Origin of the sequence: Neisseria sp. P0009.S010 (assembly GCF_051958545.1) — a bacterium.
GTDB lineage: Bacteria > Pseudomonadota > Gammaproteobacteria > Burkholderiales > Neisseriaceae > Neisseria > Neisseria subflava_A.
Map to the genome: position 1 here is coordinate 63,209 of NZ_JBQCVH010000007.1, position 23,874 is coordinate 87,082.

Annotated in this window: 24 protein-coding genes, 1 tRNA gene and 1 pseudogene; 18 read left to right on the top strand and 8 right to left on the bottom strand. The window is 48.5% G+C overall.

Annotated features, from left to right (window positions below; genetic code table 11):
* The first annotated feature begins 76 nt into the window (after window positions 1-76).
* The 3 genes from ACTHSN_RS08520 (at window position 77) to ACTHSN_RS08530 (ending at window position 1,577) form a co-directional block, all read left to right on the top strand.
* A complete protein-coding gene (locus ACTHSN_RS08520; protein WP_003680526.1) occupies window positions 77-328 on the top strand; it encodes an NGO1151 family protein in 252 nt (83 codons plus the stop codon).
* A 76-nt stretch (window positions 329-404) separates the two neighbouring features.
* Window positions 405-1,208: a basic amino acid ABC transporter substrate-binding protein gene (locus ACTHSN_RS08525; protein ID WP_070461637.1), complete on the top strand. Its 804-nt coding sequence runs from the start codon at window positions 405-407 to the stop codon at window positions 1,206-1,208.
* Between the two features lie 129 nt (window positions 1,209-1,337).
* Window positions 1,338-1,577, top strand: a complete 240-nt coding sequence (locus ACTHSN_RS08530; RefSeq protein ID WP_070461638.1) for a putative hemolysin — start codon at window positions 1,338-1,340, stop codon at window positions 1,575-1,577.
* Window positions 1,578-1,643: 66 nt separating this feature from the next.
* On the opposite strand, the gene serS is transcribed toward ACTHSN_RS08530, so the two are convergent.
* Complete coding sequence (gene serS / locus ACTHSN_RS08535) at window positions 1,644-2,939, bottom strand: serine--tRNA ligase (protein WP_070461639.1); 1,296 nt, start codon at window positions 2,937-2,939, stop codon at window positions 1,644-1,646.
* Between the two features lie 124 nt (window positions 2,940-3,063).
* Window positions 3,064-3,139 (bottom strand) — tRNA-Glu (locus ACTHSN_RS08540).
* Window positions 3,140-3,272: 133 nt separating this feature from the next.
* Between ACTHSN_RS08540 and ACTHSN_RS08545 the strand changes: the two genes are divergently transcribed.
* Window positions 3,273-4,172, top strand: a complete 900-nt coding sequence (locus ACTHSN_RS08545; protein ID WP_070461640.1) for a recombination-associated protein RdgC — start codon at window positions 3,273-3,275, stop codon at window positions 4,170-4,172.
* A 53-nt stretch (window positions 4,173-4,225) separates the two neighbouring features.
* On the opposite strand, the pseudogene ACTHSN_RS08550 reads toward ACTHSN_RS08545, so the two are convergent.
* Window positions 4,226-4,657: pseudogene (locus tag ACTHSN_RS08550) on the bottom strand (HD domain-containing protein); the annotation flags it as partial.
* A gap of 220 nt (window positions 4,658-4,877) precedes the next feature.
* On the opposite strand from ACTHSN_RS08550, the gene ACTHSN_RS08555 reads away from it, so the two are divergent.
* From ACTHSN_RS08555 to dcd, 6 genes are all read left to right on the top strand, one after another.
* Window positions 4,878-5,624: a hypothetical protein gene (locus ACTHSN_RS08555; protein ID WP_225905513.1), complete on the top strand. Its 747-nt coding sequence runs from the start codon at window positions 4,878-4,880 to the stop codon at window positions 5,622-5,624.
* Window positions 5,625-5,655: 31 nt separating this feature from the next.
* Window positions 5,656-5,808, top strand: a complete 153-nt coding sequence (locus tag ACTHSN_RS08560) for a hypothetical protein (protein WP_225905468.1) — start codon at window positions 5,656-5,658, stop codon at window positions 5,806-5,808.
* A 124-nt stretch (window positions 5,809-5,932) separates the two neighbouring features.
* Complete coding sequence (locus tag ACTHSN_RS08565) at window positions 5,933-6,505, top strand: hypothetical protein (RefSeq protein WP_070462023.1); 573 nt, start codon at window positions 5,933-5,935, stop codon at window positions 6,503-6,505.
* On the top strand, window positions 6,505-7,287 hold the full coding sequence (locus tag ACTHSN_RS08570; RefSeq protein ID WP_070462021.1) for an ADP-ribosylglycohydrolase family protein: 783 nt from the start codon (window positions 6,505-6,507) through the stop codon (window positions 7,285-7,287). Before ACTHSN_RS08565 ends, ACTHSN_RS08570 begins: the two co-directional genes overlap by 1 nt.
* Window positions 7,288-7,309: 22 nt before the next feature.
* The gene (locus ACTHSN_RS08575) at window positions 7,310-7,741 is read left to right on the top strand and encodes a hypothetical protein (protein WP_070462019.1); all 432 of its coding nucleotides are present in this window, start codon (window positions 7,310-7,312) and stop codon (window positions 7,739-7,741) included.
* A gap of 125 nt (window positions 7,742-7,866) precedes the next feature.
* Window positions 7,867-8,433 carry a dCTP deaminase gene (dcd, locus tag ACTHSN_RS08580; RefSeq protein WP_003680541.1) on the top strand — a complete coding sequence of 189 codons (567 nt, stop codon included), beginning with the start codon at window positions 7,867-7,869 and terminating at the stop codon, window positions 8,431-8,433.
* A gap of 55 nt (window positions 8,434-8,488) precedes the next feature.
* Here dcd and ppsR read toward each other — a convergent pair whose 3' ends face one another.
* A complete protein-coding gene (gene ppsR / locus ACTHSN_RS08585; protein WP_036491303.1) occupies window positions 8,489-9,310 on the bottom strand; it encodes a posphoenolpyruvate synthetase regulatory kinase/phosphorylase PpsR in 822 nt (273 codons plus the stop codon).
* A 417-nt stretch (window positions 9,311-9,727) separates the two neighbouring features.
* Here ppsR and ppsA point away from each other — a divergent pair, with 417 nt between their 5' ends.
* The 5 genes from ppsA (at window position 9,728) to ACTHSN_RS08610 (ending at window position 15,212) form a co-directional block, all read left to right on the top strand.
* A complete protein-coding gene (ppsA, locus tag ACTHSN_RS08590) occupies window positions 9,728-12,112 on the top strand; it encodes a phosphoenolpyruvate synthase (protein ID WP_440365257.1) in 2,385 nt (794 codons plus the stop codon).
* A gap of 270 nt (window positions 12,113-12,382) precedes the next feature.
* Window positions 12,383-13,087 (top strand): peptidoglycan DD-metalloendopeptidase family protein, encoded by a 705-nt coding sequence (locus ACTHSN_RS08595; RefSeq protein WP_070607523.1) that lies wholly within the window; start codon window positions 12,383-12,385, stop codon window positions 13,085-13,087.
* Between the two features lie 172 nt (window positions 13,088-13,259).
* A complete protein-coding gene (locus ACTHSN_RS08600) occupies window positions 13,260-13,754 on the top strand; it encodes a hypothetical protein (protein WP_036491298.1) in 495 nt (164 codons plus the stop codon).
* Between the two features lie 192 nt (window positions 13,755-13,946).
* Window positions 13,947-14,906: a DnaJ C-terminal domain-containing protein gene (locus tag ACTHSN_RS08605; protein ID WP_063068882.1), complete on the top strand. Its 960-nt coding sequence runs from the start codon at window positions 13,947-13,949 to the stop codon at window positions 14,904-14,906.
* 15 nt (window positions 14,907-14,921) lie between these two features.
* Window positions 14,922-15,212, top strand: a complete 291-nt coding sequence (locus ACTHSN_RS08610) for a chaperone modulator CbpM (RefSeq protein ID WP_003747441.1) — start codon at window positions 14,922-14,924, stop codon at window positions 15,210-15,212.
* Between the two features lie 117 nt (window positions 15,213-15,329).
* On the opposite strand, the gene ACTHSN_RS08615 is transcribed toward ACTHSN_RS08610, so the two are convergent.
* Both ACTHSN_RS08615 and ACTHSN_RS08620 read right to left on the bottom strand, forming a co-directional pair.
* Window positions 15,330-15,524 (bottom strand): YbdD/YjiX family protein, encoded by a 195-nt coding sequence (locus tag ACTHSN_RS08615; RefSeq protein ID WP_036472884.1) that lies wholly within the window; start codon window positions 15,522-15,524, stop codon window positions 15,330-15,332.
* Window positions 15,514-17,595 carry a carbon starvation CstA family protein gene (locus ACTHSN_RS08620; RefSeq protein WP_263337500.1) on the bottom strand — a complete coding sequence of 694 codons (2,082 nt, stop codon included), beginning with the start codon at window positions 17,593-17,595 and terminating at the stop codon, window positions 15,514-15,516. The genes ACTHSN_RS08615 and ACTHSN_RS08620 overlap by 11 nt, the downstream gene beginning before the upstream one ends.
* Before the next feature lie 330 nt (window positions 17,596-17,925).
* Between ACTHSN_RS08620 and ACTHSN_RS08625 the strand changes: the two genes are divergently transcribed.
* Window positions 17,926-18,669 (top strand): pseudouridine synthase, encoded by a 744-nt coding sequence (locus ACTHSN_RS08625; RefSeq protein ID WP_440365258.1) that lies wholly within the window; start codon window positions 17,926-17,928, stop codon window positions 18,667-18,669.
* 59 nt (window positions 18,670-18,728) lie between these two features.
* Here ACTHSN_RS08625 and alr read toward each other — a convergent pair whose 3' ends face one another.
* Entirely contained in the window at window positions 18,729-19,787 is a 1,059-nt protein-coding gene (alr, locus tag ACTHSN_RS08630) for an alanine racemase (RefSeq protein ID WP_440365259.1), read from the bottom strand.
* Window positions 19,788-20,003: 216 nt separating this feature from the next.
* Here alr and ACTHSN_RS08635 point away from each other — a divergent pair, with 216 nt between their 5' ends.
* Together ACTHSN_RS08635 and ACTHSN_RS08640 are read left to right on the top strand one after the other, a co-directional pair.
* Entirely contained in the window at window positions 20,004-20,465 is a 462-nt protein-coding gene (locus ACTHSN_RS08635; protein WP_079453694.1) for a winged helix-turn-helix transcriptional regulator, read from the top strand.
* Between the two features lie 574 nt (window positions 20,466-21,039).
* A complete protein-coding gene (locus ACTHSN_RS08640) occupies window positions 21,040-22,377 on the top strand; it encodes a GTPase/DUF3482 domain-containing protein (RefSeq protein ID WP_440365260.1) in 1,338 nt (445 codons plus the stop codon).
* A 73-nt stretch (window positions 22,378-22,450) separates the two neighbouring features.
* Here the strand turns inward: ACTHSN_RS08640 and ACTHSN_RS08645 are convergent, their stop codons facing one another.
* Entirely contained in the window at window positions 22,451-23,857 is a 1,407-nt protein-coding gene (locus ACTHSN_RS08645; protein ID WP_141755478.1) for an efflux transporter outer membrane subunit, read from the bottom strand.
* Window positions 23,858-23,874: the final 17 nt, after the last annotated feature.

The following is a 23,874-nucleotide window of genomic DNA, read 5'->3' on the forward strand; positions in this document are numbered from 1 at the left end:
GCAAGCCGGCGCAAGCGTCACATTTTAATATTAATTCGCTATATAATCACTATTTTATTTAACTCAAGGATACATCATGAGCAGCATCGAACAACGCCTCGAATATCTGGAAGAGGCCAACGACGCTTTGCGTATGCAAAACCACGTCCTCGCCACCGCACTCAAAGGCCTCATCCGCTCCCTGCCCTCCGACATGGCCAACGATGCCGTAGAATCCATCCAGCTTGCCTTTGAAGACGCGTTGGCGGAATTGAGCTATGAAGACAGTCCGCACACCGACCTCTTCCATGACGTAACCTACGCATTTTTCCGAGAAAAAGACCACTGATTTCGGCTAGTTTGTTCACAAAATTATGCTAAACTAAGATTTTATCCGTTAACATTTTATTAAGAAAGCACATATCATGAACATGAAAAAATGGCTGGCCACTGCCCTCGCTTGCTCCGCCCTTGCCCTGACTGCCTGCGGCGGTCAAAGCAACAATGCCTCTGCTCCTGCCGATAAAGTGTACCGTGTCGGCTCTAACGCCGAGTTTGCCCCATTTGAATCTTTGGATTCTGCCGGCAAAGTAGAAGGTTTTGACGTTGACTTGATGGACGCCATGGCTAAAGCCGGCAACTTCAAAGTCGAATTCAAACACCAGCCATGGGAAAGCCTCTTCCCTTCTTTGAACAACGGCGACGTGGACATCGTTATGTCCGGCGTAACCATCACTGACGACCGCAAACAAAGCATGCTCTTCAGCGATCCATACTTTGAAATCACCCAAGTTGTCCTCGTTCCAAAAGGCAAAAAAGTAGCTTCTTCCGAAGACCTGAAAAACATGGCCAAAGTCGGCGTGGTAACCGGCTACACCGGCGACTTCTCTGTTTCCAAACTCTTGGGCAACGACAATCCGAAAATCGCCCGCTTTGAAAGCGTTCCTCTAATTATTAAAGAATTGGAAAACGGCGGTCTAGATTCCGTAGTCAGCGACAGCGCGGTTATTGCCAACTATGTAAAAAACAACCCGACCAAAGGCTTGGATTTCATCTCCCTGCCTGACTTCACCATCGAAAACTACGGTATCGCTGCACGCAAAGGCGACGAAGCAACCATCAAAATGTTGAACGATGCACTGAAAAAAGTACGCGAAAGTGGCGAATACGACAAAATTTACGCCAAATACTTTGCTAAAGAAGGCGAAAAAGCCGAAGCAGCCAAATAATCTGGTTTGACTTCCTAAACTAAAGGCCGTCTGAAAACTTTTCAGACGGCCTTTAATCTGGTTAACTCAATTAAACGCAAGCACCCCCTATAATCCGCTTGTTTTTATCTTTCAAATGAAAGACACACCATGATCAAGCCCATCATCCTCAGCCTCGCTGCCGCAACCGCTTTGGCCGCCTGCTCCGCTTCTGAAAAACAAGAATCTCCTAACGTCGGCGTGGCCAATCCGGCTTCCAAATTCTGCGTCAAACAAGGCGGCAAATCCGAAATCAAAAGAGACAAAGACGGCAACGAATACGGCGTGTGCCACTTGCCTGACGGTACCGTTGTCGAAGAATGGGAATATTTCCGTCAACACAACAAATAATTACTCAATCATAGAAAAGGCCGTCTGAACCCAAGTTTCAGACGGCCTTTTTCTTTTAAACAGCGATTATTTTACTTCCAATTTGGTCACGCCACCCATATACGGTTGCAACGCAGCAGGAACATTAATGCTGCCGTCGGCATTTTGATGGTTTTCCAAAACCGCCACCAAAGTACGGCCGACTGCCAAGCCTGAGCCGTTCAAAGTATGCACCAAACGGTTTTTACCGTTTTCATCTTTGAAACGCGCTTTCATGCGGCGAGCTTGAAAATCTTCGCAATTGGAGCAGCTGGAAATTTCACGGTAGGTATTTTGCGCAGGAACCCAAACTTCCAAGTCGTAGGTTTTGGTTGCGCCGAAGCCCATGTCGCCGGTACACAAAGTGATCACGCGGTATGGCAGTTCCAACGCTTTCAAAATATTTTCAGCATGACCGACCATTTCTTCCAGCGCTTCGTATGATTTTTCCGGATGAACGATTTGCACCATTTCCACTTTGTCGAATTGGTGTTGGCGAATCAAACCGCGCACGTCTTTGCCGTATGCGCCCGCTTCGGAACGAAAACATGGGGAATGCGCAGTCAATTTCAACGGCAAATCGCTGCCGGCCACGATGCTGTCGGCAACGGTATTGGTCAGCGTTACTTCGGCGGTCGGAATCAGATATTGCGTTTTCTTGCTCTCGTCACCGCCGCGGGTAACATGGAACAAATCTTCTGCAAATTTAGGCAGTTGGCCCGTGCCCTGCAAAGTGGTGTCATCCACGATATAAGGCGTGTAATGCTCGGTATAGCCGTGTTTCAGCGTGTGCGTGTCCAGCATGAACTGAGCCAAAGCGCGATGCAGACGGGCGATTTGGCCTTTCATCACGGTAAAGCGCGCGCCGGAAAGTTTCGCACCGCCTTCAAAATCCAAACCCAAAGGCTCGCCCAAATCAACATGGTCTTTGATTTCAAAGTCAAATTCTCGCGGCGTGCCAACTTTGCGGACCTCAACGTTTTCAGTTTCGTCTTTACCGACAGGCACACTTTCGTGCGGCAGGTTCGGAATGCTCAGCAGCCAAGCATCCAATTCTTTCTGAACGGCATCCAAATCAGCGGCTGCCTGCTCCAAATCAACTTTGATTTGGGCAACCTGATCCATCGCAGCTTGAGCCTCCTCGTGTTTGCCTTGACCTTTCAACGCACCGATTTGTTTGGAAATACTGTTGCGCGAAGCCTGCAACTCTTCTGTTTTCACTTGAACGGCTTTGCGTTGCTCTTCCAAAGCGTTGAAACGCGCGATATCAAACTCGTAACCGCGGGCGGCCAAACGTTCGGCAACTGCGGCGGTATTGCTGCGGAGCAATTGGATGTCTAACATTGTTTTCTCTCGTTAAGATTCAGAATGGCATTATTGTAAACCAATTTAAAGATATTTTCACAGCGACAGGCCGTCTGAAAACAAAAAACGCCCCTGCAAAAGCAGGAGCGTTTTTTAAGAATTCTGGCACGCCCACGGGGATTCGAACCCCGGTTGCCGCCGTGAAAGGGCAGTGTCCTAGGCCTCTAGACGATGGGCGCGTAACCGAAGCGCGAACTATACAGAAACCCTTTTCTTCTGTCAACGCCTTTACTGCATTTTTAAAGAGGCTGCCGATTTCCGTATGTTATTTTCCCTGTATAATGCCGGTTTTAATAAAAAGGAAAACTCGCCATGTGGTTTAAGCAAATCAGTTTTTATCCGCTCAACAAAGACAAGTTGCCCGAATTGGAAGTCCTTGCCGACAAATTGGCGCAATCCGAATTTGCCCATTGTCAGGGTTTGGACTGGTTTAGCGAAGGCTTTTCCACGCCGGTTTCCTTTTCGCCAGAGCTAGTTTTCCCTGCCGATTACACTTGGCGCGTTGCCCTGAAAAAAGAAGAAAAAGTCCTGCCTGCCGGCGTCATCCGCGATATTTTGGATGAAAAGGTTTTGGAAATCCAAAACAACGAAGCGCGTAATGTAGGCCGTAAGGAAAAACAAGAACTGAAAGAACAGATTACTGACGACCTGCTGCCCCGTGCCTTTACGCGCAGCAGCCGCACACAGGCGATTTTCGACACGCGCCACGGGTATCTTTTGGTCAACAATGCCGCCTCTGCCAAAGCGGAAAATATCCTGACCAAACTGCGCGAAGCGTTGGGTGGTTTGGAAGCCGCCCTGCCCAACACCAAACAATCGCCCTCCTCCCTGATGACCAGCTGGCTGCTGCAAGGCCATTGCGAAGGCGGTTTTGAATTGGACAGCGATTGCGAACTCAAAGGCGTAGGCGATGTTGTTCCGGTCGTCAAAGTTTCCAAACAAGACCTGACCGCCGATGAAGTGGTACAACACGTCAAAAATGGCAAAACCGTTACCCAGCTGGGTTTGGTATGGCGCGAACAAATCGCGTTCATCCTTACTCAAGACTTTACACTCAAACGCATCCAGTATCTGGACGTTTTGCAAGAAGAAGCCGAAAGCAACGGCGACGATGCAGCCAGCCTCGCCTTTGCCTCACAAATCCTGATGACCGAAGCCATCAGCACCATGTTGGAAGAACTGGTTTCTTATTTGGGCGGCTGGCAAGAATAATTTTTCAGACGGCCTTTTGATTGGGAAATATCAAAGGCCGTCTGAAATATAATACGCATGGTTTCCGCCTGTTGGGCGCGCTCTTCAGGCGTGGCGAGGCTGTCCACACGGGCAAAGTGTGTAAGCTTCTGCACTTCGTCCACACCTTTGACCAGCTCGGCGACAGTACTGTTGCAGCGTTCCGTGAGCAGCTCACGCCAGTCGGGCACAAAACGCACGATGTCGGCCAAAAGCGTGGCGGCCACCGCATCGGGCAGCAAATCCAATTCGTTCACCATACGCGCCGCACCCAAAAGGTGCGCCAAAAGCGGCTCGCCCGCAGGCGTGGCCGCATCGGCAGGATAATGCGTCTCGGCCAGCGACAAGGCCGTCTGAAGCAGCTTTTGCGCAGGTTCGGGCAAACCGGCGGTGTGCGCGTCAAACCACGCGCGGGATTCTTGCAGCGGTGCGGCGGGGATTTCCGGTGTTTGTCGTGTGTTGCTCATGGCATGCCGTTTCTCCGTTTGTTTTGTTTCGACATAGCGGCTGTATTGTAGCAGCTTGCCCGTATTTTGCGACAAAGCATGTTTCAGACGGCCTGGGCTACCCAACTTGCAATAACATATAAACATCAAAATAAAACAAACAATTAGCGTGTAAATGTGCTTGCAGTGAAAAATATTGGGAATAATATTTATGCAAGTAATAATTTTTATCAAGAAGGAGATGAGTGTGAAATTTTTAGCTGCTTTGTTGTGGCCGGCCATGTTGCTGCCCATTTTGTCTCATGCCGATAGCGGCATTCAGACGGTCTCTGTTTCTCAAGCATATGCGGATGACGCAACGGGCTGCGGGCAGCTTTATCCTGTAGAGAGCTTCGAGAATTTGTTCAGACAGATGGCCGGCACGCTGCATAGTGCCTGTTTGCTTGATATGCCGCCTGAAGATTTAGCGAAAAAGTGGCAGGTTCCCGTGTACCGGCGCTATCTGCGGCTTTCCGGCCGTTTGCGGCCTGACGGAGAAAAACAGGCGGTACTCAGATGGAAAGACAAGGCAGAGCGGCAGAAATGGCTCAAACACAGGCGGCGTAAGCTAAAACGGCCGACCGACGGCTTTACGGTAGTGCATCAGACCAACTACGACGGCAGTACTTTTTTAGAAATCGAAGCAACGCCTGATTATATAAAACGATACCGTTCATTGTTTCCTGACGACCGTTATCCTGATGATTTGCCGAAACCCTATGTTTCATCTCATATCCTAAGCCCGGTCAGCGTATGCTTTAACAATGGAACAGAACAAGTTTTTCCTAGGTATACGGTAGTAAAACAAGTAGCAGTAGATGAAAACAACCATTTGATCGGGAGTGATAGACATTTGGTTATAAGGGAGGAGAAAGGTGCAGGAATATTATTTCAGCATCCAACAGACAAATGCATTAATGATATTTCCAGCATCTTTCTTATCAGATAGTCGATAGTATTTAATTTTAAAGGTATATGGTATGGCTACAACAGCACAAATCCGGCAGCATTTTTTAAAATTAGGGATGCCTGTTTCGGAAGTTAATCAGATTATTCGGGATTCAATTTTACTGGGGCAAACCCATAACTTTATCAATCAATGGGGGTTAGGGAGTATTCAAGCAATACACTAAATATTCCGGCATATTTTTCCAAAGCAAACTAATTGGCAGTAAAGAAAATAGAAGTATTGTATTCAGTACGGCAGACAAAAGATATCTGACTGCTTCTGATTGGGCTCATGAGTTAGGACATGGTTTGTCGAAAACCATTTCCAAGCTTGATCTTGATATTGATGGAAATCGCAATATAACAGCGAATGAATATGCACGAAGATTTGTTTATGAAGAAGGAAAAGCCGAATACAACCGTTTTCAGTTTGATTTGCGGAACAACCCAAAAGAAACCAAATACGGCTCAAATACAGAAGCAATCAAGGCAATGAACCAGCAACAGGCTGTTGATTATTTTGCCCATAAGATGAAAACCCAAAACCCCAGCGGGCAGCCCGGTGATACTTATTGGACGCTGGCAAAATCTAACTTCTTTGAGAAAACCAATCCAAGCCTGCTAACCGGTAAAACTCCGGCCGAAAAACAAAAAATCCTGCAGGCCGGAATGGATGAGGCGGCACACAGCCATCCAAACAGGTTGTTTGGTGTAGGTGATGAACGGATACGCTTTCAGAAAACCGATCCAAATATGCCGCTTAGTCTGATGCCGATGATGGCACGTGGAAATCCTACGCTGATGGTGGTATTTGTACCTGCCAACAGCCGTTTGGCAGACGGTACGGTAACGACGATAGAAGTATCAGAAAGGATGTCATGATGTTGGGCGCAGTCATCGGCGATATTGCCGGATCACGATTTGAGTTTGACAACTACCGTCACACCGATTTTGACATTTTCAGCCCCGACAGCGACTTTACAGATGACACGATTTGCACTGTTGCCATCGCCGATTGGGTTTTACAAGGCTGCAACGATAATTTGGCCTCTATTTTACAAGGCTGGTGTAGGGCATATCCCTGCGCTAAAGGCGCATATGGCGGCCGCTTCTCACAATGGATAGAATGGAAAGATCCAGAACCTTATAATAGCTGGGGCAACGGCTCGGCCATGCGTGTTTCTGCCGTTGGTTGGACATTTGCCACATTGGAAGAAACCCTGCATTTTGCCGAACAATCCGCTATCGTAACGCACAACCACCCGGAAGGCATTAAAGGTGCGCAAGCCGTAGCCGCCGCCATCTTTTGGGCGCGTACTGGTATAAGCAAAGCGCAAATTAAAGAAAACATTACACGACAATTCGGCTACGACTTGAGCCAAAGTTGCGACCAAATCCGCCCGCATTATCATTTCAACGAAAGCTGTCAGGAAACCGTGCCTCAAGCGATTACTGCCTTTCTTGAAAGCGATGATTTTGAACACGCCATCCGACTGGCAGTTTCCCTTGGCGGAGACAGCGATACCTTGGCGGCCATTACCGGTAGTATTGCCGAAGCCTGCTACGGTATCCCTACGTCTATGCGCGAACACGCTTTAGCCATATTGCCACGCCATATTGCTGAAACCCTGCTGACTTTTGAATCCCAATATCAGGCCGTCTGAAACTGCCTGCAAAAAGGAATGAATGATGAAATACCTCGCCCTACTCCCTATCGCCTTCATGCTGGGCACGCCTGCCATTGCTGAAACCATCAATCCTTATCAGGAAAAAGGTTGCGCTTATGATGGCGATGTCGGCAAAGACGGCAAACCGTCCGGTAAAGGTACATGGAAATGCCAAGACGGCCGCAGTTATGTCGGCACATTTAAAAACGGCAAATTTGACGGCAAAGGCGTATATACCGTTTCCGGCAACGGCGAAACCTTTATCGAACCTTTCTCCTCCAACAGCGCCAAATTACGCAATATGACGCTGGAGGGCGTGTTCAAAAAAGGCAGGGCGCACGGAAACTTTACTGCCTCCCAAAACGGCACACCAGTCTTCATCATGAAATGCGAAGACGGTATGATTAAAGAAGTCAAACTGCCTAAGAAATCTGCTTCCAAAACCAAATAAACAGCCTTTCAGACGGCCTTATCCAGCTTTTAGGCCGTCTGAAACATCAATTGACAAGCCTGTCTAAAGGCTGTCGTGTTGATTTCAAAGAATTTCCAAACAACCCTTACCTCAGGACAACCACCATGAGCATTAAATCCGACAAATGGATACGCCGCATGGCCGAAGAACACGGCATGATTGAGCCGTTCGAGCCCAACCAAATCAAAGAGGCCAACGGTCAACGCATCATTTCCTACGGCACATCCAGCTACGGCTACGACATCCGCTGTGCCAATGAATTTAAAATCTTCACCAATATCAACAGCACCATCGTCGACCCGAAAAACTTCGACCCGAAAAACTTCGTTACAGTCGAAGATGACTGCTGCATCATTCCGCCCAACTCCTTTGCTTTGGCGCGCACAGTCGAATATTTCCGCATCCCGCGCAACGTCCTGACTGTCTGCTTAGGGAAATCCACTTACGCACGCTGCGGCATCATCGTCAACGTTACCCCGTTTGAGCCAGAGTGGGAAGGCTACGTTACGCTTGAGTTTTCCAACACCACCCCCCTGCCTGCCAAAATCTATGCCGGCGAAGGCGTGGCTCAAGTCTTGTTCTTTGAAAGCGATGAAGTCTGCGAAACTTCATACAAAGACCGCAACGGCAAATACATGGGACAAACCGGTGTTACCCTGCCTAAGACTTAATACACAAAATAAAAAAAGGCCGTCTGAAATTTCAGACGGCCTTTTATCATTTCATTTAGAAACGGCGTTTCAGCTTGCAAGCCTGCAAGATATGAACGGCGAGTTCTTCCACAGATTTATCGGTTGTATTGGTAAACGGCACACCGTGGCGTTTGAACATATTTTGCGCATCGGCAATCTCGCTGCGGCAAGTATCGATTTTGGCATAAGTCGAATTAGGACGGCGCTCCTGACGGATTGCCTGCAAGCGTTCAGGCTGAATGGTCAAACCAAACAGCTTGTCTTTATAAGGCTTGACCATACGCGGCAAATCTGTGGATTCCAAATCATCAGGAATCAATGGATAGTTGGCGGCACGGATACCGTATTGCAAGGCCAGATAGAGACAAGTCGGCGTTTTGCCGGAACGGGACACGCCCATCAAAATCACATCCGCTTCCTGCAGGTTTTTATCGCTGACGCCGTCATCATGATTCAGTGAAAAATTGACCGCCTCCATACGCGCATCATAGCGTTGGGTATTGCCGATACTGTGGTGCCCCTGCCGGGCGGCAACCGCCTCCGTATTGAGTTCCTTTTCCAAAAGACCGAGAAAGGTTTCAAAGAAATTAATATGGAACGCATTGGCTTTCTTGATGATTTCACGGATTTCGTCATTGACCACACTGACAAAAGCAATCGGGCGCACGCCGAATTTTTCAGCTGACTGGTTGACTTTGTCTACAACAGCACGCGCTTTTTCAGGCGTATCGATAAACGGATAGGTATGGCGTTTGAACTCAACATTGCCAAATTGGTTCAGCAAGGCTTCACCGATATTTTCAGCGGTCAGGCCGGTTCGGTCGGAAATATAGAAGACTTGGCGTGGATCAGTCATAATGAATCCTCTTGAGGGTAACGTTTCAGACGGCAATCATAGCAGTTACAGCCTTTGCAATAAAGCGATTCCCGACAGATTACACAGGATTACAACAAATTTGAACAATTTTTAAATTGGCACAAAATTTTATTTTTTTCTATTTTGTAGAATTTTATTCTAAAATTGCAAAATAAATCTTGTTTATCAAATTTATTAACTTATTTTGTTTTCCATATTTAACAAGAAGATAACACGTAAAAACATGAATCTGATATTCACATTTCAGAAGGCTACACGCCTGAAAAGCACAATATCACAGACGAATTTGTGATTTTTAAAAAGATAAAACACATGACAGCCATCAAACGAATGGCTACAATAAGCAGGCGGATTTGTTTCTTTTTTAACATTTTTTGGATTGGATTGGACACACAAATGGCCGAAAACTACGTTATTTGGTTTGAAAACCTGCGTATGACTGACGTTGAGCGAGTGGGCGGTAAAAATGCCTCTTTGGGCGAAATGATCAGCCAACTGACTGAAAAAGGCGTGCGCGTTCCCGGCGGTTTTGCAACCACAGCCGAAGCTTATCGTGCTTTCCTGGCTCACAATGGTCTGAGCGAGCGTATTTCCGAAGCCCTGAAACAACTGGATGTTGAAGACGTTGCCGAGTTGGCGCGCGTGGGTAAAGAAATCCGTCAATGGATTTTGGATACTCCGTTCCCTGACCAGCTGGATGCTGAAATCGAAACAGCTTGGAACAAAATGGTTGCTGATGCCGGCGGTGCGGACATTTCCGTTGCCGTACGTTCTTCCGCAACAGCAGAAGACTTGCCGGACGCTTCTTTCGCCGGCCAACAAGAAACCTTCCTGAATATCAATGGCTTGGATAACGTTAAAGAAGCCATGCACCATGTATTTGCTTCCCTGTACAACGACCGTGCCATTTCTTACCGTGTCCACAAAGGCTTCGAACACGACATCGTTGCCCTTTCCGCAGGCGTACAACGCATGGTGCGCTCTGACAGCGGTGCTTCCGGTGTGATGTTTACCATCGATACCGAATCTGGTTACGACCAAGTCGTTTTCGTTACCTCTTCTTACGGCCTGGGCGAAAACGTCGTACAAGGCGCGGTAAACCCTGACGAATTCTATGTATTCAAACCTACTTTGAAAGCAGGCAAACCGGCTATCCTGCGCAAAACCATGGGTTCGAAACAAATCAAAATGATCTTTACCGACAAAGCCGAAGCCGGTAAATCTGTAACCAACGTTGATGTACCTGCAGAAGACCGTCAACGCTTCTCCATTACCGACGCCGAAGTAACCGAGTTGGCTCATTACGCGCTGACCATCGAAAAACACTACGGCCGCCCAATGGACATCGAATGGGGCCGCGACGGCTTGGATGGCAAACTCTACATCCTGCAAGCGCGTCCTGAAACCGTGAAATCTCAAGAAGACGGCAGCCGCAATCTGCGCCGCTTCTCTATCAACGGCGAAAAAGTCGTCTTGTGCGAAGGCCGAGCCATCGGTCAAAAAGTTGGCCAAGGTAAAGTTCGCTTGGTGAAAGATGCTTCCGAGATGGATTCCGTTGAAGCAGGCGACGTACTCGTTACCGACATGACCGACCCGGATTGGGAACCGGTGATGAAACGTGCTTCTGCCATCGTGACCAACCGTGGCGGCCGTACCTGCCACGCAGCGATTATCGCGCGTGAATTGGGTATTCCGGCTGTTGTAGGTTGTGGCGATGCTACCGATCTGCTTTCAGACGGCCAAGAAGTTACCGTATCTTGTGCCGAAGGCGATACCGGCTTCATCTACTCCGGCCTGCTGGACGTACAAGTTACCGATGTTGCTTTGGACAACATGCCTAAAGCCCCTGTCAAAGTGATGATGAACGTTGGTAACCCTGAATTGGCATTCAGCTTCGCCAACCTGCCTAGCGAAGGTATCGGCTTGGCACGTATGGAATTTATTATCAACCGTCAAATCGGTATCCACCCTAAAGCTTTGTTGGAATTTGACAAACAAGACGACGAGTTGAAAGCTGAAATTACCCGCCGCATCGCAGGCTACGCTTCTCCTGTCGACTTCTATGTTGATAAAATCGCAGAAGGTGTGGCAACTTTGGCTGCTTCGGTTTATCCACGCAAAACCATCGTCCGTATGTCTGACTTCAAATCCAACGAGTACGCTAACTTGGTGGGTGGCAGCATCTACGAACCACACGAAGAAAACCCAATGTTGGGCTTCCGTGGTGCAGCACGTTATGTAGCCGATAACTTCAAAGACTGCTTCGCACTTGAGTGCAAAGCCTTGAAACGCGTTCGCGATGAAATGGGTTTGACCAACGTCGAAATCATGATTCCATTCGTCCGTACTTTGGGTGAAGCAGAAGCTGTTGTTAAAGCCCTGAAAGAAAACGGTTTGGAACGCGGCAAAAACGGCCTGCGCCTGATCATGATGTGCGAATTGCCAAGCAACGCAGTATTGGCAGAACAATTCCTGCAATACTTCGACGGCTTCTCCATCGGCTCTAACGACATGACCCAGCTGACCCTCGGCCTCGACCGTGACAGCGGCTTGGTATCTGACTCCTTCGACGAGCGTAATCCTGCCGTTAAAGTGATGTTGCACTTGGCAATCTCTGCCTGCCGCAAACAAAACAAATACGTCGGTATTTGCGGTCAAGGCCCGTCAGACCATCCGGACTTTGCCAAATGGCTGGTTCAAGAAGGTATCGAGAGCGTATCGCTCAACCCTGATACCGTGATTGAAACTTGGCTGTATCTGGCTAACGAATTGAACAAATAAGTTCGATGAGACAAAAATCCCCTGCCCGTCTATCTCGGCAGGGGATTTTTATTGCCTTATTCAATGCCGTCTGAAAGAACTTTCACGTTCTTTTACCTTTTTAAAAAAGTCATTTTACATCAAAAAGATATAAAAAGATTCTGCCATACCCACAAATTCTCAATGGTACTATATTGCCTTTCCGCATTTTATCCCATGCCTTTTGAGTGAACCTTTTTTCACTCTTCCTATCTATCATACACAGCATAACGATACATTTAGAAACAACCCATGAATACAAATTTTATTTCCACCTTTCAGACGGCCTTGAAACGTCTAGCACTCATCAGCACCATTGCCGTATTAGCAGCCTGCGCCGGCAACAATACCTCTTCCAACCGCGCCGTACCTGACGGCTACTACAAAGTCCGCCCTGGCGATACCCTGACCCAAATCGCCAAACGCTACGGACAAAACGTCAATACACTGGTTGCATGGAACAACCTTCCCAACGCCTCACAAATCGAAGTCGGCCAAGTATTGCGCGTCCGCCGTCATGTTGCCCCACGCAGCACTGCAACACAGCAACGCCAAACCACTGCCGTTACCCCAATCAACCGATTGAACCTGCAATGGCCGACCGATAACGCTTCATCCTCCATTATCCAACGCTACAACGGCACAACCAGCAAAGGCATAGATATTGCAGGCACACAAGGCCAACAAATCCGTTCCGCTGCAGCCGGTACCGTTATCTACGTTGGCGAAGAAGTCCGCGGTTACGGTAAGCTAATTTTGATCAGCCACAATGACTACACCATTACCGCCTACGCCCATAACGACACGCTTTTGGTACAAAAAGATCAAAAAGTCCAAGCAGGTCAAGTTATCGCCACCATGGGCAGCAGCGATTCAGACAGCGTCAAGCTGCATTTTGAAGTTCGTCTCAACGGCAAAGCAGTCGATCCCCTGCCTTATTTGACTAGAACAAATTAATACCTTAATCAAAAGGCCGTCTGAAATAACTTTATTTCAGACGGCCTTTTGATTTGTCTTACCATAACACCCATCTCAACAAAGCATTGACCAACTTAACTTATGTTGATTGAGTGAAAACACCGTTATACAATAACAACTCTTTTTAACATTCTATTTTAGGTGCCCTACTATGTCTCCTAACCGCATCCTTGCAACCGCATTCTTGTTTGCTTCTGCATTTGCCAGCGCAGATGTCCATATTGATGAAAGCATCCCTTACCGTCATGCAGAAGAAATCGATACCCGTATCGTTTCCGAGTGTTTACAAATTGGCAACGTCATGTCCAAATCTTTGCAAGAAACTGCAGCCAAAAGTGATGTAACTATTGTCCGTGACGGTAAAAAACAAGGCACATACGCAGATATCTCCATTACTTCCGCCATGAGCGCAGGCGTAGCCTTTGTCGGCCACGCCAAAAGTATTACAGCCGTTGCCACTTTGTATGTTGATGGCGAAGAAGTCAATAAAAAAACCTTTACCCGCAATTCTTCCGGCGGCATGCTCGGTGTTTATAAAAGCTCTTGTGCAGTCTTAAATCGCACTTCTAAAGTCTTGGGTTCAGATATTGCCCAATGGATTGTTAGCGAACAAAAAACGCTCAAGACAAATAAAACCCCAATTTGATAAAGGCCGTCTGAAAAATCGTATTTCAGACGGCCTTTATATTTTCTATTTCTCTAGAAACAAAGAAATAAATTATCCATTAATCATTGTCAGAAATAGAGAATTTTATTTCCAACGCCCTTGATTTTAGAATATCTACCCTCAATTATTAAAACTATAAGAATTTTGTATATGAGCAGTCAAAGGAATAACATGGCAGAAAAAAACTATTATGAAATACTAGGCGTTGCCAAAGATGCGGATGAGGCCGAAATCAAAAAAGCCTACCGAAAACTGGTGCGCAAATACCACCCCGATGTCAGCAAAGAACCTGACGCAGCCGAACGTACGGTAGAAATCAACCGTGCCTACGAAACGCTTTCCGACAAAGAAAAGCGGGCCGAATACGATGAAATGTTGGCTAATCCTTACGGACGCAGCGCCGGAGGCAATCCGTTCGGTCAAGGCGGCAATCCGTTTGGCAATGGATTTAACGGTGGCGGCTTCCACTATGAACGTCATGAAGGCGAACCGTTCGGAGCGGGAGACTTCAATTTTGAAGATCTGTTTTCATCATTCCGCCAATCCCACACTCGTTCCGAGCAACCCCGCGGCCCAATAAAAGGCGAGGATCAACATGCTGAATTGAGTATTGATATTTACGCAGCGTATGTTGGCGCAGAACGTAGCATGACTTTGAATGTGCCGACTCTAGACGAATACGGACGTGCGGTCTATCAAAATAAAACCCTCAACGTCAAAATCCCCAAAGGCATTGCAGAAGGCCAACAAATCCGTTTGGCCGGTCAAGGTTTGCCGGGATATAACGGCGGTGAAAACGGTGACTTGTACTTAAAAATCAAGTTCCACGACCAACCTGATTTATACGTCAAAAACAGGAAAGACGTATATCAAACAATAGATGTCAAACCTTGGGAAGCCGTATTGGGCGGCAAAATCATCGTCCCTACCGCCTCAGGCCGCTTGCAGGTCAATCTGCCTGCCAACAGCCAAAGCGGTAAAAGCATCCGCCTCAAAGGCAAAGGTATTCCTGCAAAAGAAGCCGGAGACCTTTATCTCAATATCCGCATTAATGTTCCGCCAGTAGAGAGCGAAGCCGACCGTGCCGCATGGGAAAAATTGGCCGAACACTTTGCCGCGAAACAAGCATAAGAGAAAGGATAAATTATGATTCAGTCCTCCGATGTTACCCTTACTTTTGAAGAAATCGTTGCCGCCAGCCGCTGCCGTCGTGATTGGCTGTTGGAACTTATAGCAGAAGACATCATCAGCATAGATGGTGCGCCCGAAAAAAGCACCTTCAGTGGTTTTCATCTTGCCCGCATCCGTCGCGCACAACGCTTAAGCCGTGATTTTGAGGCCGGCATTCCCGCATTGGGGCTGATTATGCGGCTGTTGGACGAGGTGGAAGAGCTCAGAAAAATACAGCGTCCGCTGGTACTGCTCGAAGAAGAGTAAATATTGGCAAGTTGTTCGATTAAATATTGATGACAAGACAAAATCTTTGATATTTATTGATATTCCATAATGAAAGGCCGTCTGAAAGTATTTTCAGACGGCCTTTTTATGCCTTCATTAACAACAGCGTCCGCCATTGGCGCCGCAACGGCGTTTGCGGCAGTAGTCTTGGAATTGTAGCTCGGTCATGACCGGCGCGTTGGGATTATGTCTGCGTTGACGGGCAACGTAGTTTTCATAATCTGGGACACCAGCCATCAAGTTTGCTGTCAGCTTGATGGTTTTCCACCAAGATGCGAGCTTATGCTTCATGCTGAGCCTCCGGCTGTTTACCATCGCGGTATACTGCTGGAATTTCTTTAGCAGTTGGCCAACCGACTTTACGGGCTTTCATGGCGGTACGGAAACCGTACACGGCAACAATCACGACAACTGCCAGGAACAAAGCGGTCAGACCGGCATTGATTTGGTCGTTGAAGATGATTTGTGACATTTCGCCAATGTCTTTAGCTGGAGCAAGGACTTCGCCTGAAGCCAAGGCATCGCGGTATTTACCTGCGTGAGCCAAGAAGCTGACGCGTGGGTCGCTGTGGAACAGTTTTTGCAAACCGGCATAACAGGTCACAAACAATACGCCGACAGCAGGAACCAAGGTTACCCAAACATAGCGGTCGCGTTTCATTTTCACCAATACAACGGTACACATAATCAACGCTACGCCTGCAAGCATTTGGTTGGCGATACCAAACAACGGCCAGAGCGAGTTGATACCACCCAGCGGGTCGGTTACGCCGGTATAGAGGAAGTAACCCCACAATGCCACGGCAAAGAATGTGGCAACCAAGTTGGCAGGGATAGAGTCGGTGTTACCGAATGGTTTGTAGAAGATACTGCCCAAGTCTTGAATCATGAAACGGGCAACGCGTGTACCGGCGTCAACCGCGGTCAAGATGAACAGGGCTTCAAACAGCAAGGCAAAGTGATACCAGAATGCCATCATGGCTTCGCCCGGAATCAGACGGCTCATGATGTGTGCCATACCGACTGCGAGGGTTGGAGCACCGCCTGCACGGGACAGAATGGTGTTTTCGCCCACTTCTTTAGCAGTGTGCAACAAGGTTGCGGCATCAACAGAGAAATTCAGTTTAGTGGTGATGACTTCGGCAGCTGTGTTGGCATCTGTACCAATCAGCGCAGCCGGACTGTTCATCGCGAAGTACACGCCTGGCTCAAGCGAAGCGGCGGCCGCCAGCGCCATAATGGCCACAAAGCTTTCCATAATCATGCCGCCGTAACCGATCATGCGGACGTGGGTTTCGTTTTCCACCATTTTTGGCGTGGTACCTGAAGAAATCAGAGCATGGAAGCCTGAAACCGCACCACAAGCAATGGTAATAAACAAGAATGGGAACAATGCACCGGAGAATACCGGGCCTGAACCATCGATAAAGTGGGTAACTGCAGGCATTTGCAGAGTCGGGTTAACAATAACGATACCCAAAGCCAAAGCTGCAATCGTACCAATTTTCAGGAAGGTAGACAGATAGTCGCGCGGAGTCAGCAAGAGCCAAACCGGCAATACGGAAGCCACGAAACCGTAAATCATAATCGCCCAAGTCAGCTGAATGCCGTCAAGGTCGAACCAATGACCGAAGGAGCTATGGGCAACATCTTCACCATAAATCACGGCCAACATCAGCAAAATAAAGCCGACGATGGAAATCTCGCCAATTTTGCCCGGACGGATATAACGGGTGTAGATACCCATAAACAGGGCAATCGGCATAGTCGCTGCGATGGTGAACGTACCCCAAGGGCTGTGAACCAATGCTTTCACAACAATCAGCGCCAACACCGCCATAATGATGACCATAATCATCAAAATACCGATGGATGCAATCACGCCTGGGACAGTACCGAGTTCTTGTTTCACGATATCGCCCAAAGACTTACCGTCACGGCGCATAGAAACAAACAATACCATCATATCCTGTACGGCACCGGCAAACACCACGCCGAAGATAATCCACAAAGTACCGGGCAGATAACCCATTTGCGCTGCCAATACAGGACCAACCAGAGGGCCTGCGCCTGCAATAGCGGCAAAGTGGTGGCCGAACAGTACGCCTTTATGTGTGGGCACATAGTCCAAGCCGTCATTGTGTCGTTCTGCCGGAGTCAGACGGTTAGGATCAAGCTGCATCACACGATTGGCAATGTAAAGACTGTAGAAACGGTAGGCAATGCAGTATACCGAAATGGCGGCCGTAACCATCCAAATCGCACTGACTTGCTCGCCACGGCTGAGAGCTAAAGTAGTAAAGGAGGCCAAGCCTACCAAAACCACAATGCCCCAGATCAAAAATGATTTGAGCGATTTCATTGATTTATCCTTAAAACGTGATGCACCAAGGCTTGCTTTAGCGACAAACTGCCTTAATGCGCTTCAGAAAGACCAGTCATTATAGTCTTCATGATTTCATGAGTGAAATGTCATTTCAACCCCAATTCGACTGAAAACAAAATGATTAGTTCGTCCGTAAGGTTAACACAAACAGACAATATACCCTTCATTTTTTACTTCAAAACTAAATATTCCTTAACATATAGCAAACGAAAGGCCGTCTGAAAATCCAAATATTCAGTTTTCAGACGGCCTGACAAACGGTCAATGCTATAATTCGACATTCCCATTTCTCTATATCGCCATACCATGCAAAACAACGATTCCGAAACCATGCGCCTCTCCAAACGCATGGCGCAATTAGGCTTATGCTCGCGCCGCGAGGCAGACAGCTACATCGAGCAAGGCTGGGTCAAAGTAAACGGCCAAACCGCCGTACTCGGTCAAAAAGTCACCGAGCGCGACCGCATCGACCTCAACAAACAAGCCCATGAAAAACAAGCAGCGCGTGTAACCATCCTACTGAACAAACCCGTCGGCTACGTCAGCGCGCAGGCAGAAAAAGGCTATAAATCTGCCGCAGAACTCATTACCGCCGACAACCATTGGGAAGGCGACGACAGCCATATCCCTTTCAGTGAAAAGCACAAATTCGGCTTAGCCCCTGCCGGCCGTCTGGATATCGACTCCGTCGGATTGTTGGTACTCACCCAGGACGGCCGCATTGCCAAACAACTGATTGGCGAAAACAGCAGTAGCGAAAAAGAATACCTTGTCCGCGTCCGCGGCAAACTGGACGACAAAGGCCTTGCCCTGCTCAACCACGGCTTGAGTTTGGACGGAGAAAAATTGCGCCCCGCCAAAGTCGAATGGCAAAACGAAGACCAGTTGCGCTTTATTTTGCGACAAGGCAAAAAACGCCAAATCCGCCGCATGTGCGAACTGGTCGGCCTGCGCGTCGTCGGTTTGAAACGTATCCGCATGGGCAAAGTCAAACTCGGCAGACTGCCGCCGGGCAAATGGCGTTATTTACGCGCTGACGAATCGTTTTAATTGCAAATAACAAAAAGGCCGTCTGAAAACATATTTCAGACGGCCTGATCTTTTACTGATTACTCAATATAAGTAAACTTCGCACGTTTGATATTGCAGAGAATTTCGTACGGAATCATACCGGCAACTTCAGAAACTTCATTGATATTAATCACATCGCCCCAAAGCTCGACTTCCGCGCCCAAGCCCTCTTTCGAGGCTTCCAGCTCAACCGTAATCATATCCATAGATACCCTGCCGATAATACGGCTGCGTTTGCCATCCACCGCCACAGGGGAATTAGTGGAAGCGCGACGCGGATAACCGTCGGCATAGCCGCAGGCAATCAAACCGACACGGGTAGATTTGCTGGTGTAGAACGTTGCGCCGTAGCCAATCGGAGAATGCGGTTGCAACACACGCTCGCCGAAAACACGGGAAGTCAGGCGCATAACAGGTTTCAAACGCTCATCCACGCCGCCGAAAGGCGAAATACCATATAAGGCCAGACCGGCACGTCCCCAATCGCGTCGCGCTTCAGGCACGTTCAAAATCGCGGCGGAATTGGCCAAACTCTCTTCGCCTTCCAAACCCTCACACGCCAAATCAAACGCTTCAAGCTGCATTTCGGTCATGCCGTTTTCCGGTTCGTCCGCGCAGGCAAAATGGCTGAATTTCACAATATTTCCAACCGATTCGGATTGTTTCAATGCAGTATAGGCAGCGGCATAGTTGTGTGGAAAGAAACCGGCACGGTGCATACCTGAGTCCATTTTCAGCCATACGGTTGTCGGGCTGTGCCACTCATGATGCGCAAACGCCTCCAGCTGCCATTGGCTACCGATTGCCGGCCACAAATCATAACGGTCAACATCCGCATACTCCGCATCCTCAAATACGCCTTCCAACAAAACAATCGGATTTTTAATGCCGTTTTGACGCAGTTCCACGCCTTCATCTACCGTTGCCACCGCAAAGCCGTCGGCAATATCTGCCAACGCGTGTGCACATCTGACCGCGCCATGCCCGTAAGCATCGGCCTTAATCACAGCCAACAATTTATTGCCGTGCAACTCTTTGAGAAAACGATAATTTTGACGTAAATTATCCAAACGGATTTGCGCATTGAGCGGACGCATAATGTATTCCTCTTATCGGCATTCCGTTTCAGACGGCCTGCCCCATTACTTTGAAGTAAATATTATAGGTCAAAAACTACACAGGATTCCATGAAATACACAAGAATAATCTATTCATAATTTAGACCTCATGCGCGCCTTTAGGCATTTATGCTTCTTCTCAGCCTGTTTTAAGGTTATGATTCAATCCAAATGAAAACGACAGACATCAAGGCCATGAAAGAACTCGACAAAACCGACTTAAAAATTCTCAAGCTCCTACAACAAAACGCACGTATCCCCATGACCGAATTGGCTGAAAAAGTCGGCCTCTCCACCACGCCGGTAACCGAACGCGTCCGCCGCTTGGAACGCGACAACCTTATTACCGGCTATCACGCCCATCTGAATCCTCATGCTTTAGGTCAAAGCCTCTTGGTCTTTGTCGAGCTGAAACTGCGCTCCAAATCCGGCAATATTTTTGAAGACTTCAAACGCGAAGTGCTAAAAATTCCGCAAATTTTGGAATGCCACTTGGTCTCCGGCGAATACGACTACCTTATCAAAGTCCGCCTGCCCAATATGTCCGCCTATCGCGATATGCTCGGCAATATCCTGCTGCAACTACCGGCTGCGTCCGAAAGCCGCAGCTATGTTGTCATGGAAGAAGTCAAAGAAGAAGTAGTATTAGACATCTAATTCTATTCAACCAATAAAGGCCTCCTGAAAGATTACAACATTCAGACGGCCTTTATTTTAAATAGGCAAAAAAAATGCACACATCCGACAGAATGTGTGCCAAGTCTACAAAGGAGAAATAGAGGAGAAACTATTAACTGACTACTCGAACCAGCTAACGAAACGAATTATGCAACAAGAGCTTCAACTGTGCAAGTATTTTTCTTGTAAAGTTTCTTAATTATCCAATTTACAGAACTTAAATGTAATCATGTTTCAATACAGATAAAAAAATGCGCATACCGTTTCGATATGCGCCAAGTCTACAAAGGAGAAATAGAGGAGAAAAATCAAGCTGCATCAAGCAACTCAACGGCGCGAATTATCCTAGCCTTCTACCCGACTGTCAACTGTTTTCCTACCTATTTTCAAGCATTTTGCCAAAAAACAACAAATCCGCTATTCCCCTCTTTTTCTGGCTATTTTCGCCCATATATAAAGGGAATTTAGGGCCGTCTGAAACACATATTGCCACTACAGGCAAACAGCCCCATACTCACACATTCATAGCCCATATCCGTCCCAACCCACAACCATGACCACCCCACTTTCCCTTGCCGTCGTCGGCCATACCAACACAGGCAAAACCTCACTCTTACGCACGCTTTTGCGCGACAGCACCTTCGGCGAAGTAAAAAATGCGCCCTCAACCACACGCCATGTCGAAGAAGCCCTCATCAACGACGGTGACGACAGCTTGGTTTACCTCTACGACACCCCCGGCCTAGAAGATGCCGGCGGCGTGTTGGACTGGCTGGAAACCCACACATCTGCACGCGATGACGGCATCGAACGCATCCAGCAATTCCTCAACAATCATGAAGCGCATCACGAGTTCAACCAAGAGGCCAAAGTGCTGCGCCAAGTCATGCAAAGCGATATGGCCATGTACGTCATCGACGCGCGGGAACCCGTCCTTAACAAATACAAAGACGAGCTGACCATTTTGTCTTGGTGCGCCAAGCCCATCATGCCCGTGTTCAACTTCACCCAAAATCAAGACCTGACCGCTTGGACCAATATGCTCGCCCGCAGAAACCTGCATGTTTACGCTGGTTTCGATACCGTTGCCTTCGACTTTGAAGGCGAAATCCGATTATGGGACAACCTTGCCACCATGTTACCTAAGCGCGACATCCTCGACCGCCTCATCAATATGCGCCGTCGCGAGTGGCAGCGGCTGGATACGGAAGCGCGCCGTGAAATTGCCGATTTTCTGCTGGATGCCGCAGCATTCACCCAAGAAATTGCCGAAAACGACGACCCTGCACCAACTTTGGAAGTCATGCAATCGGAAATCCGACAACTTGAGCGGCAAATGCAACAACGCCTGTTCACACTTTACCGCTTCTATCACGACGAAGTCGGCAGCGACAGCACATGGATGCCCAAAGCCTTCAAACAAGATCCGTTTGACAGCGAATTGCTCAAACATTACGGCATCCGTACCGGTACCGGCGCAACCGCAGGCGCACTCATCGGCCTAGGCTTGGACATTGCCACGCTTGGCGGCTCGCTTGGTTTGGGTACGGCCATCGGCGGACTGTTGGGCGGCATTTTGCCCAATGCCCAAGACATCACCGACAAAATCAACGGCCGACAAACCCTGCATACCGATCCAGAAACCCTTACCCTGCTCGCCGCACGCGCACTGGATTTGTTGCACGTCTTGCAAACGCGCGGCCATGCCGCCCAATCGCATATCGAGCTAAACGAACGCAAAGCGCCATGGAATGCGGCCAAACTGCCAAGCGAGCTCAACAAAGCGCGCAGCAACCGTAAATGGTCTTCGCTCAACACACACCAGCCCGAACTCAGCCGTAACGAACGCTCAGCCTATGTCGGTTCTTTAAGCGAGAAATTAAAAGTTTAAAATCACTGTTTAACAAAAAGGCCGTCTGAAACCTAAATGTTTCAGACGGCCTCTTGATTTTAGCTGACAAAACTTATTCGGCAGCTTTGGTTTCGCGTTTCAAACCGCCGCCAAGCGCTTTATACAAGTCGGCAAGGTTTTCCAGACGGGTCAGCTGATTGGCTAAAAGAGCAGTTTCTGCGCCGTAACTGCTGCGTTCGGCATCCAACAAATCCAATGCGCTGGATACGCCATGTTTGTAGCGCAGGCTGATGAGGCGCAGGCTGTCGTTGTAGGCACGGCTTTGTTTGCTCAAAGCTGCATAGCTTTTATCCAGCTGTTCGCGTGCAACCAACGCATTGGAAACATCTTTGAATGCGGATTGAACAGCGGCTTCATAAGCAACGATTTGTGCCTGTTGGCGCAGTTTGGCTACGTCAAGATTGGCTTTGTTTGTGCCCCAGTCAAAGATAGGCAGAGTAATTGACGGTGCAAAAGCCCAAATACCCGTACCGCTCTTAAACAGACCGCTCAGCTCGCCGGAAGCTGTACCGACAGAACCGGTCAGGCTGATACGTGGGAAAAACGCCGCACGTGCCGCGCCGATATTGGCATTGGCTTGTTTGAGCGCGTGTTCGGCCGCACGGATATCCGGACGGTTGAGCAACACGTCCGAACTCAAACCGGCAGGCAGTTTGGTCAATTTGAACTGTTTGCTCAAAGGCAAACCGGCAGGCAAATCTTCAGGCAAAGGCTGATTAATCAACATAGCCAAGGAATTGCGCGCTTGCTCGCGGTTTTTTACCGCGGATGCGTAATCGGCTTTGGCCGATTCAATCAGGGCTTCCTGTTGGCGCAAATCAACGGCGGAAATCACACCGGCTTTATGGCGTAATTGCGAGAGCTTGTAAGTCGCTTCACGGGTTTGCAATACGCGTTGTGCCAATGCCATGGTTTCTTCAGCGTAGCGTTCGTTAAAGTAGGCTTTGGCAACGGTAGAAATCAAGGTCAGATGCGCGGCATCGCGGTTGGCGGCCACATTGAAATAACCTTGCAACGCGGCTTCGCTGGTGCTGCGGACACGGCCGAAGAGGTCAAGCTCATAAGAGGCTGCGCCCAAACCCACGCTGTATTGGCTGCTAACGCTGCCGCCACTCAAACTGCCTTGACGCGAACCTGTACCGCTGGCATTGACGGTTGGCAACAAATTATTACGCGCAATCATGTATTGCTTGCGGTAGATTTCCGCATTCAGCGCGGCTGTACGCAAATCGGTATTGCGTTCCAATGCGATGTCGATCAGGCGGTGAAGGCGAGGATCGGCAAAGTAATCTTGCCAACCCAATTCGGCTGCACGGATACCGTCGTCAACAGTGTCGTATTTAAACGTATCGGCCACGGCAACTTGAGGCTGCTCATATTTCGGCATCATGGTACAGGCCGACAAAGCCACGGCGGCGGCAACGGCGGTCAGTACAGGTTTGAATGTAATCTTCTTCATTTTAGAATCCTTTAGCA

Excerpts from the sequence above, each read along its gene's own strand:
- ACTHSN_RS08645 (WP_141755478.1), bottom strand. The coding sequence starts at position 23,857 with ATGAAGAAGATTACATTCAAACCTGTACTGACCGCCGTTGCCGCCGCC.
- ACTHSN_RS08640 (WP_440365260.1), top strand. The coding sequence starts at position 21,040 with ATGACCACCCCACTTTCCCTTGCCGTCGTCGGCCATACCAACACAGGC.
- ACTHSN_RS08525 (WP_070461637.1), top strand. The coding sequence starts at position 405 with ATGAACATGAAAAAATGGCTGGCCACTGCCCTCGCTTGCTCCGCCCTT.
- alr (WP_440365259.1), bottom strand. The coding sequence starts at position 19,787 with ATGCGTCCGCTCAATGCGCAAATCCGTTTGGATAATTTACGTCAAAAT.
- ppsR (WP_036491303.1), bottom strand. The coding sequence starts at position 9,310 with ATGACTGATCCACGCCAAGTCTTCTATATTTCCGACCGAACCGGCCTG.
- dcd (WP_003680541.1), top strand. The coding sequence starts at position 7,867 with ATGAGCATTAAATCCGACAAATGGATACGCCGCATGGCCGAAGAACAC.
- ACTHSN_RS08520 (WP_003680526.1), top strand. The coding sequence starts at position 77 with ATGAGCAGCATCGAACAACGCCTCGAATATCTGGAAGAGGCCAACGAC.
- ACTHSN_RS08635 (WP_079453694.1), top strand. The coding sequence starts at position 20,004 with ATGAAAGAACTCGACAAAACCGACTTAAAAATTCTCAAGCTCCTACAA.
- ACTHSN_RS08595 (WP_070607523.1), top strand. The coding sequence starts at position 12,383 with ATGAATACAAATTTTATTTCCACCTTTCAGACGGCCTTGAAACGTCTA.
- ACTHSN_RS08530 (WP_070461638.1), top strand. The coding sequence starts at position 1,338 with ATGATCAAGCCCATCATCCTCAGCCTCGCTGCCGCAACCGCTTTGGCC.
- ACTHSN_RS08570 (WP_070462021.1), top strand. The coding sequence starts at position 6,505 with ATGTTGGGCGCAGTCATCGGCGATATTGCCGGATCACGATTTGAGTTT.
- ACTHSN_RS08625 (WP_440365258.1), top strand. The coding sequence starts at position 17,926 with ATGCAAAACAACGATTCCGAAACCATGCGCCTCTCCAAACGCATGGCG.
- ACTHSN_RS08615 (WP_036472884.1), bottom strand. The coding sequence starts at position 15,524 with ATGAAGCATAAGCTCGCATCTTGGTGGAAAACCATCAAGCTGACAGCA.
- ACTHSN_RS08545 (WP_070461640.1), top strand. The coding sequence starts at position 3,273 with ATGTGGTTTAAGCAAATCAGTTTTTATCCGCTCAACAAAGACAAGTTG.
- ACTHSN_RS08575 (WP_070462019.1), top strand. The coding sequence starts at position 7,310 with ATGATGAAATACCTCGCCCTACTCCCTATCGCCTTCATGCTGGGCACG.
- ACTHSN_RS08610 (WP_003747441.1), top strand. The coding sequence starts at position 14,922 with ATGATTCAGTCCTCCGATGTTACCCTTACTTTTGAAGAAATCGTTGCC.
- ACTHSN_RS08605 (WP_063068882.1), top strand. The coding sequence starts at position 13,947 with ATGGCAGAAAAAAACTATTATGAAATACTAGGCGTTGCCAAAGATGCG.
- ACTHSN_RS08600 (WP_036491298.1), top strand. The coding sequence starts at position 13,260 with ATGTCTCCTAACCGCATCCTTGCAACCGCATTCTTGTTTGCTTCTGCA.
- ACTHSN_RS08555 (WP_225905513.1), top strand. The coding sequence starts at position 4,878 with ATGAGTGTGAAATTTTTAGCTGCTTTGTTGTGGCCGGCCATGTTGCTG.
- serS (WP_070461639.1), bottom strand. The coding sequence starts at position 2,939 with ATGTTAGACATCCAATTGCTCCGCAGCAATACCGCCGCAGTTGCCGAA.
- ACTHSN_RS08560 (WP_225905468.1), top strand. The coding sequence starts at position 5,656 with ATGGCTACAACAGCACAAATCCGGCAGCATTTTTTAAAATTAGGGATG.
- ACTHSN_RS08620 (WP_263337500.1), bottom strand. The coding sequence starts at position 17,595 with ATGAAATCGCTCAAATCATTTTTGATCTGGGGCATTGTGGTTTTGGTA.
- ppsA (WP_440365257.1), top strand. The coding sequence starts at position 9,728 with ATGGCCGAAAACTACGTTATTTGGTTTGAAAACCTGCGTATGACTGAC.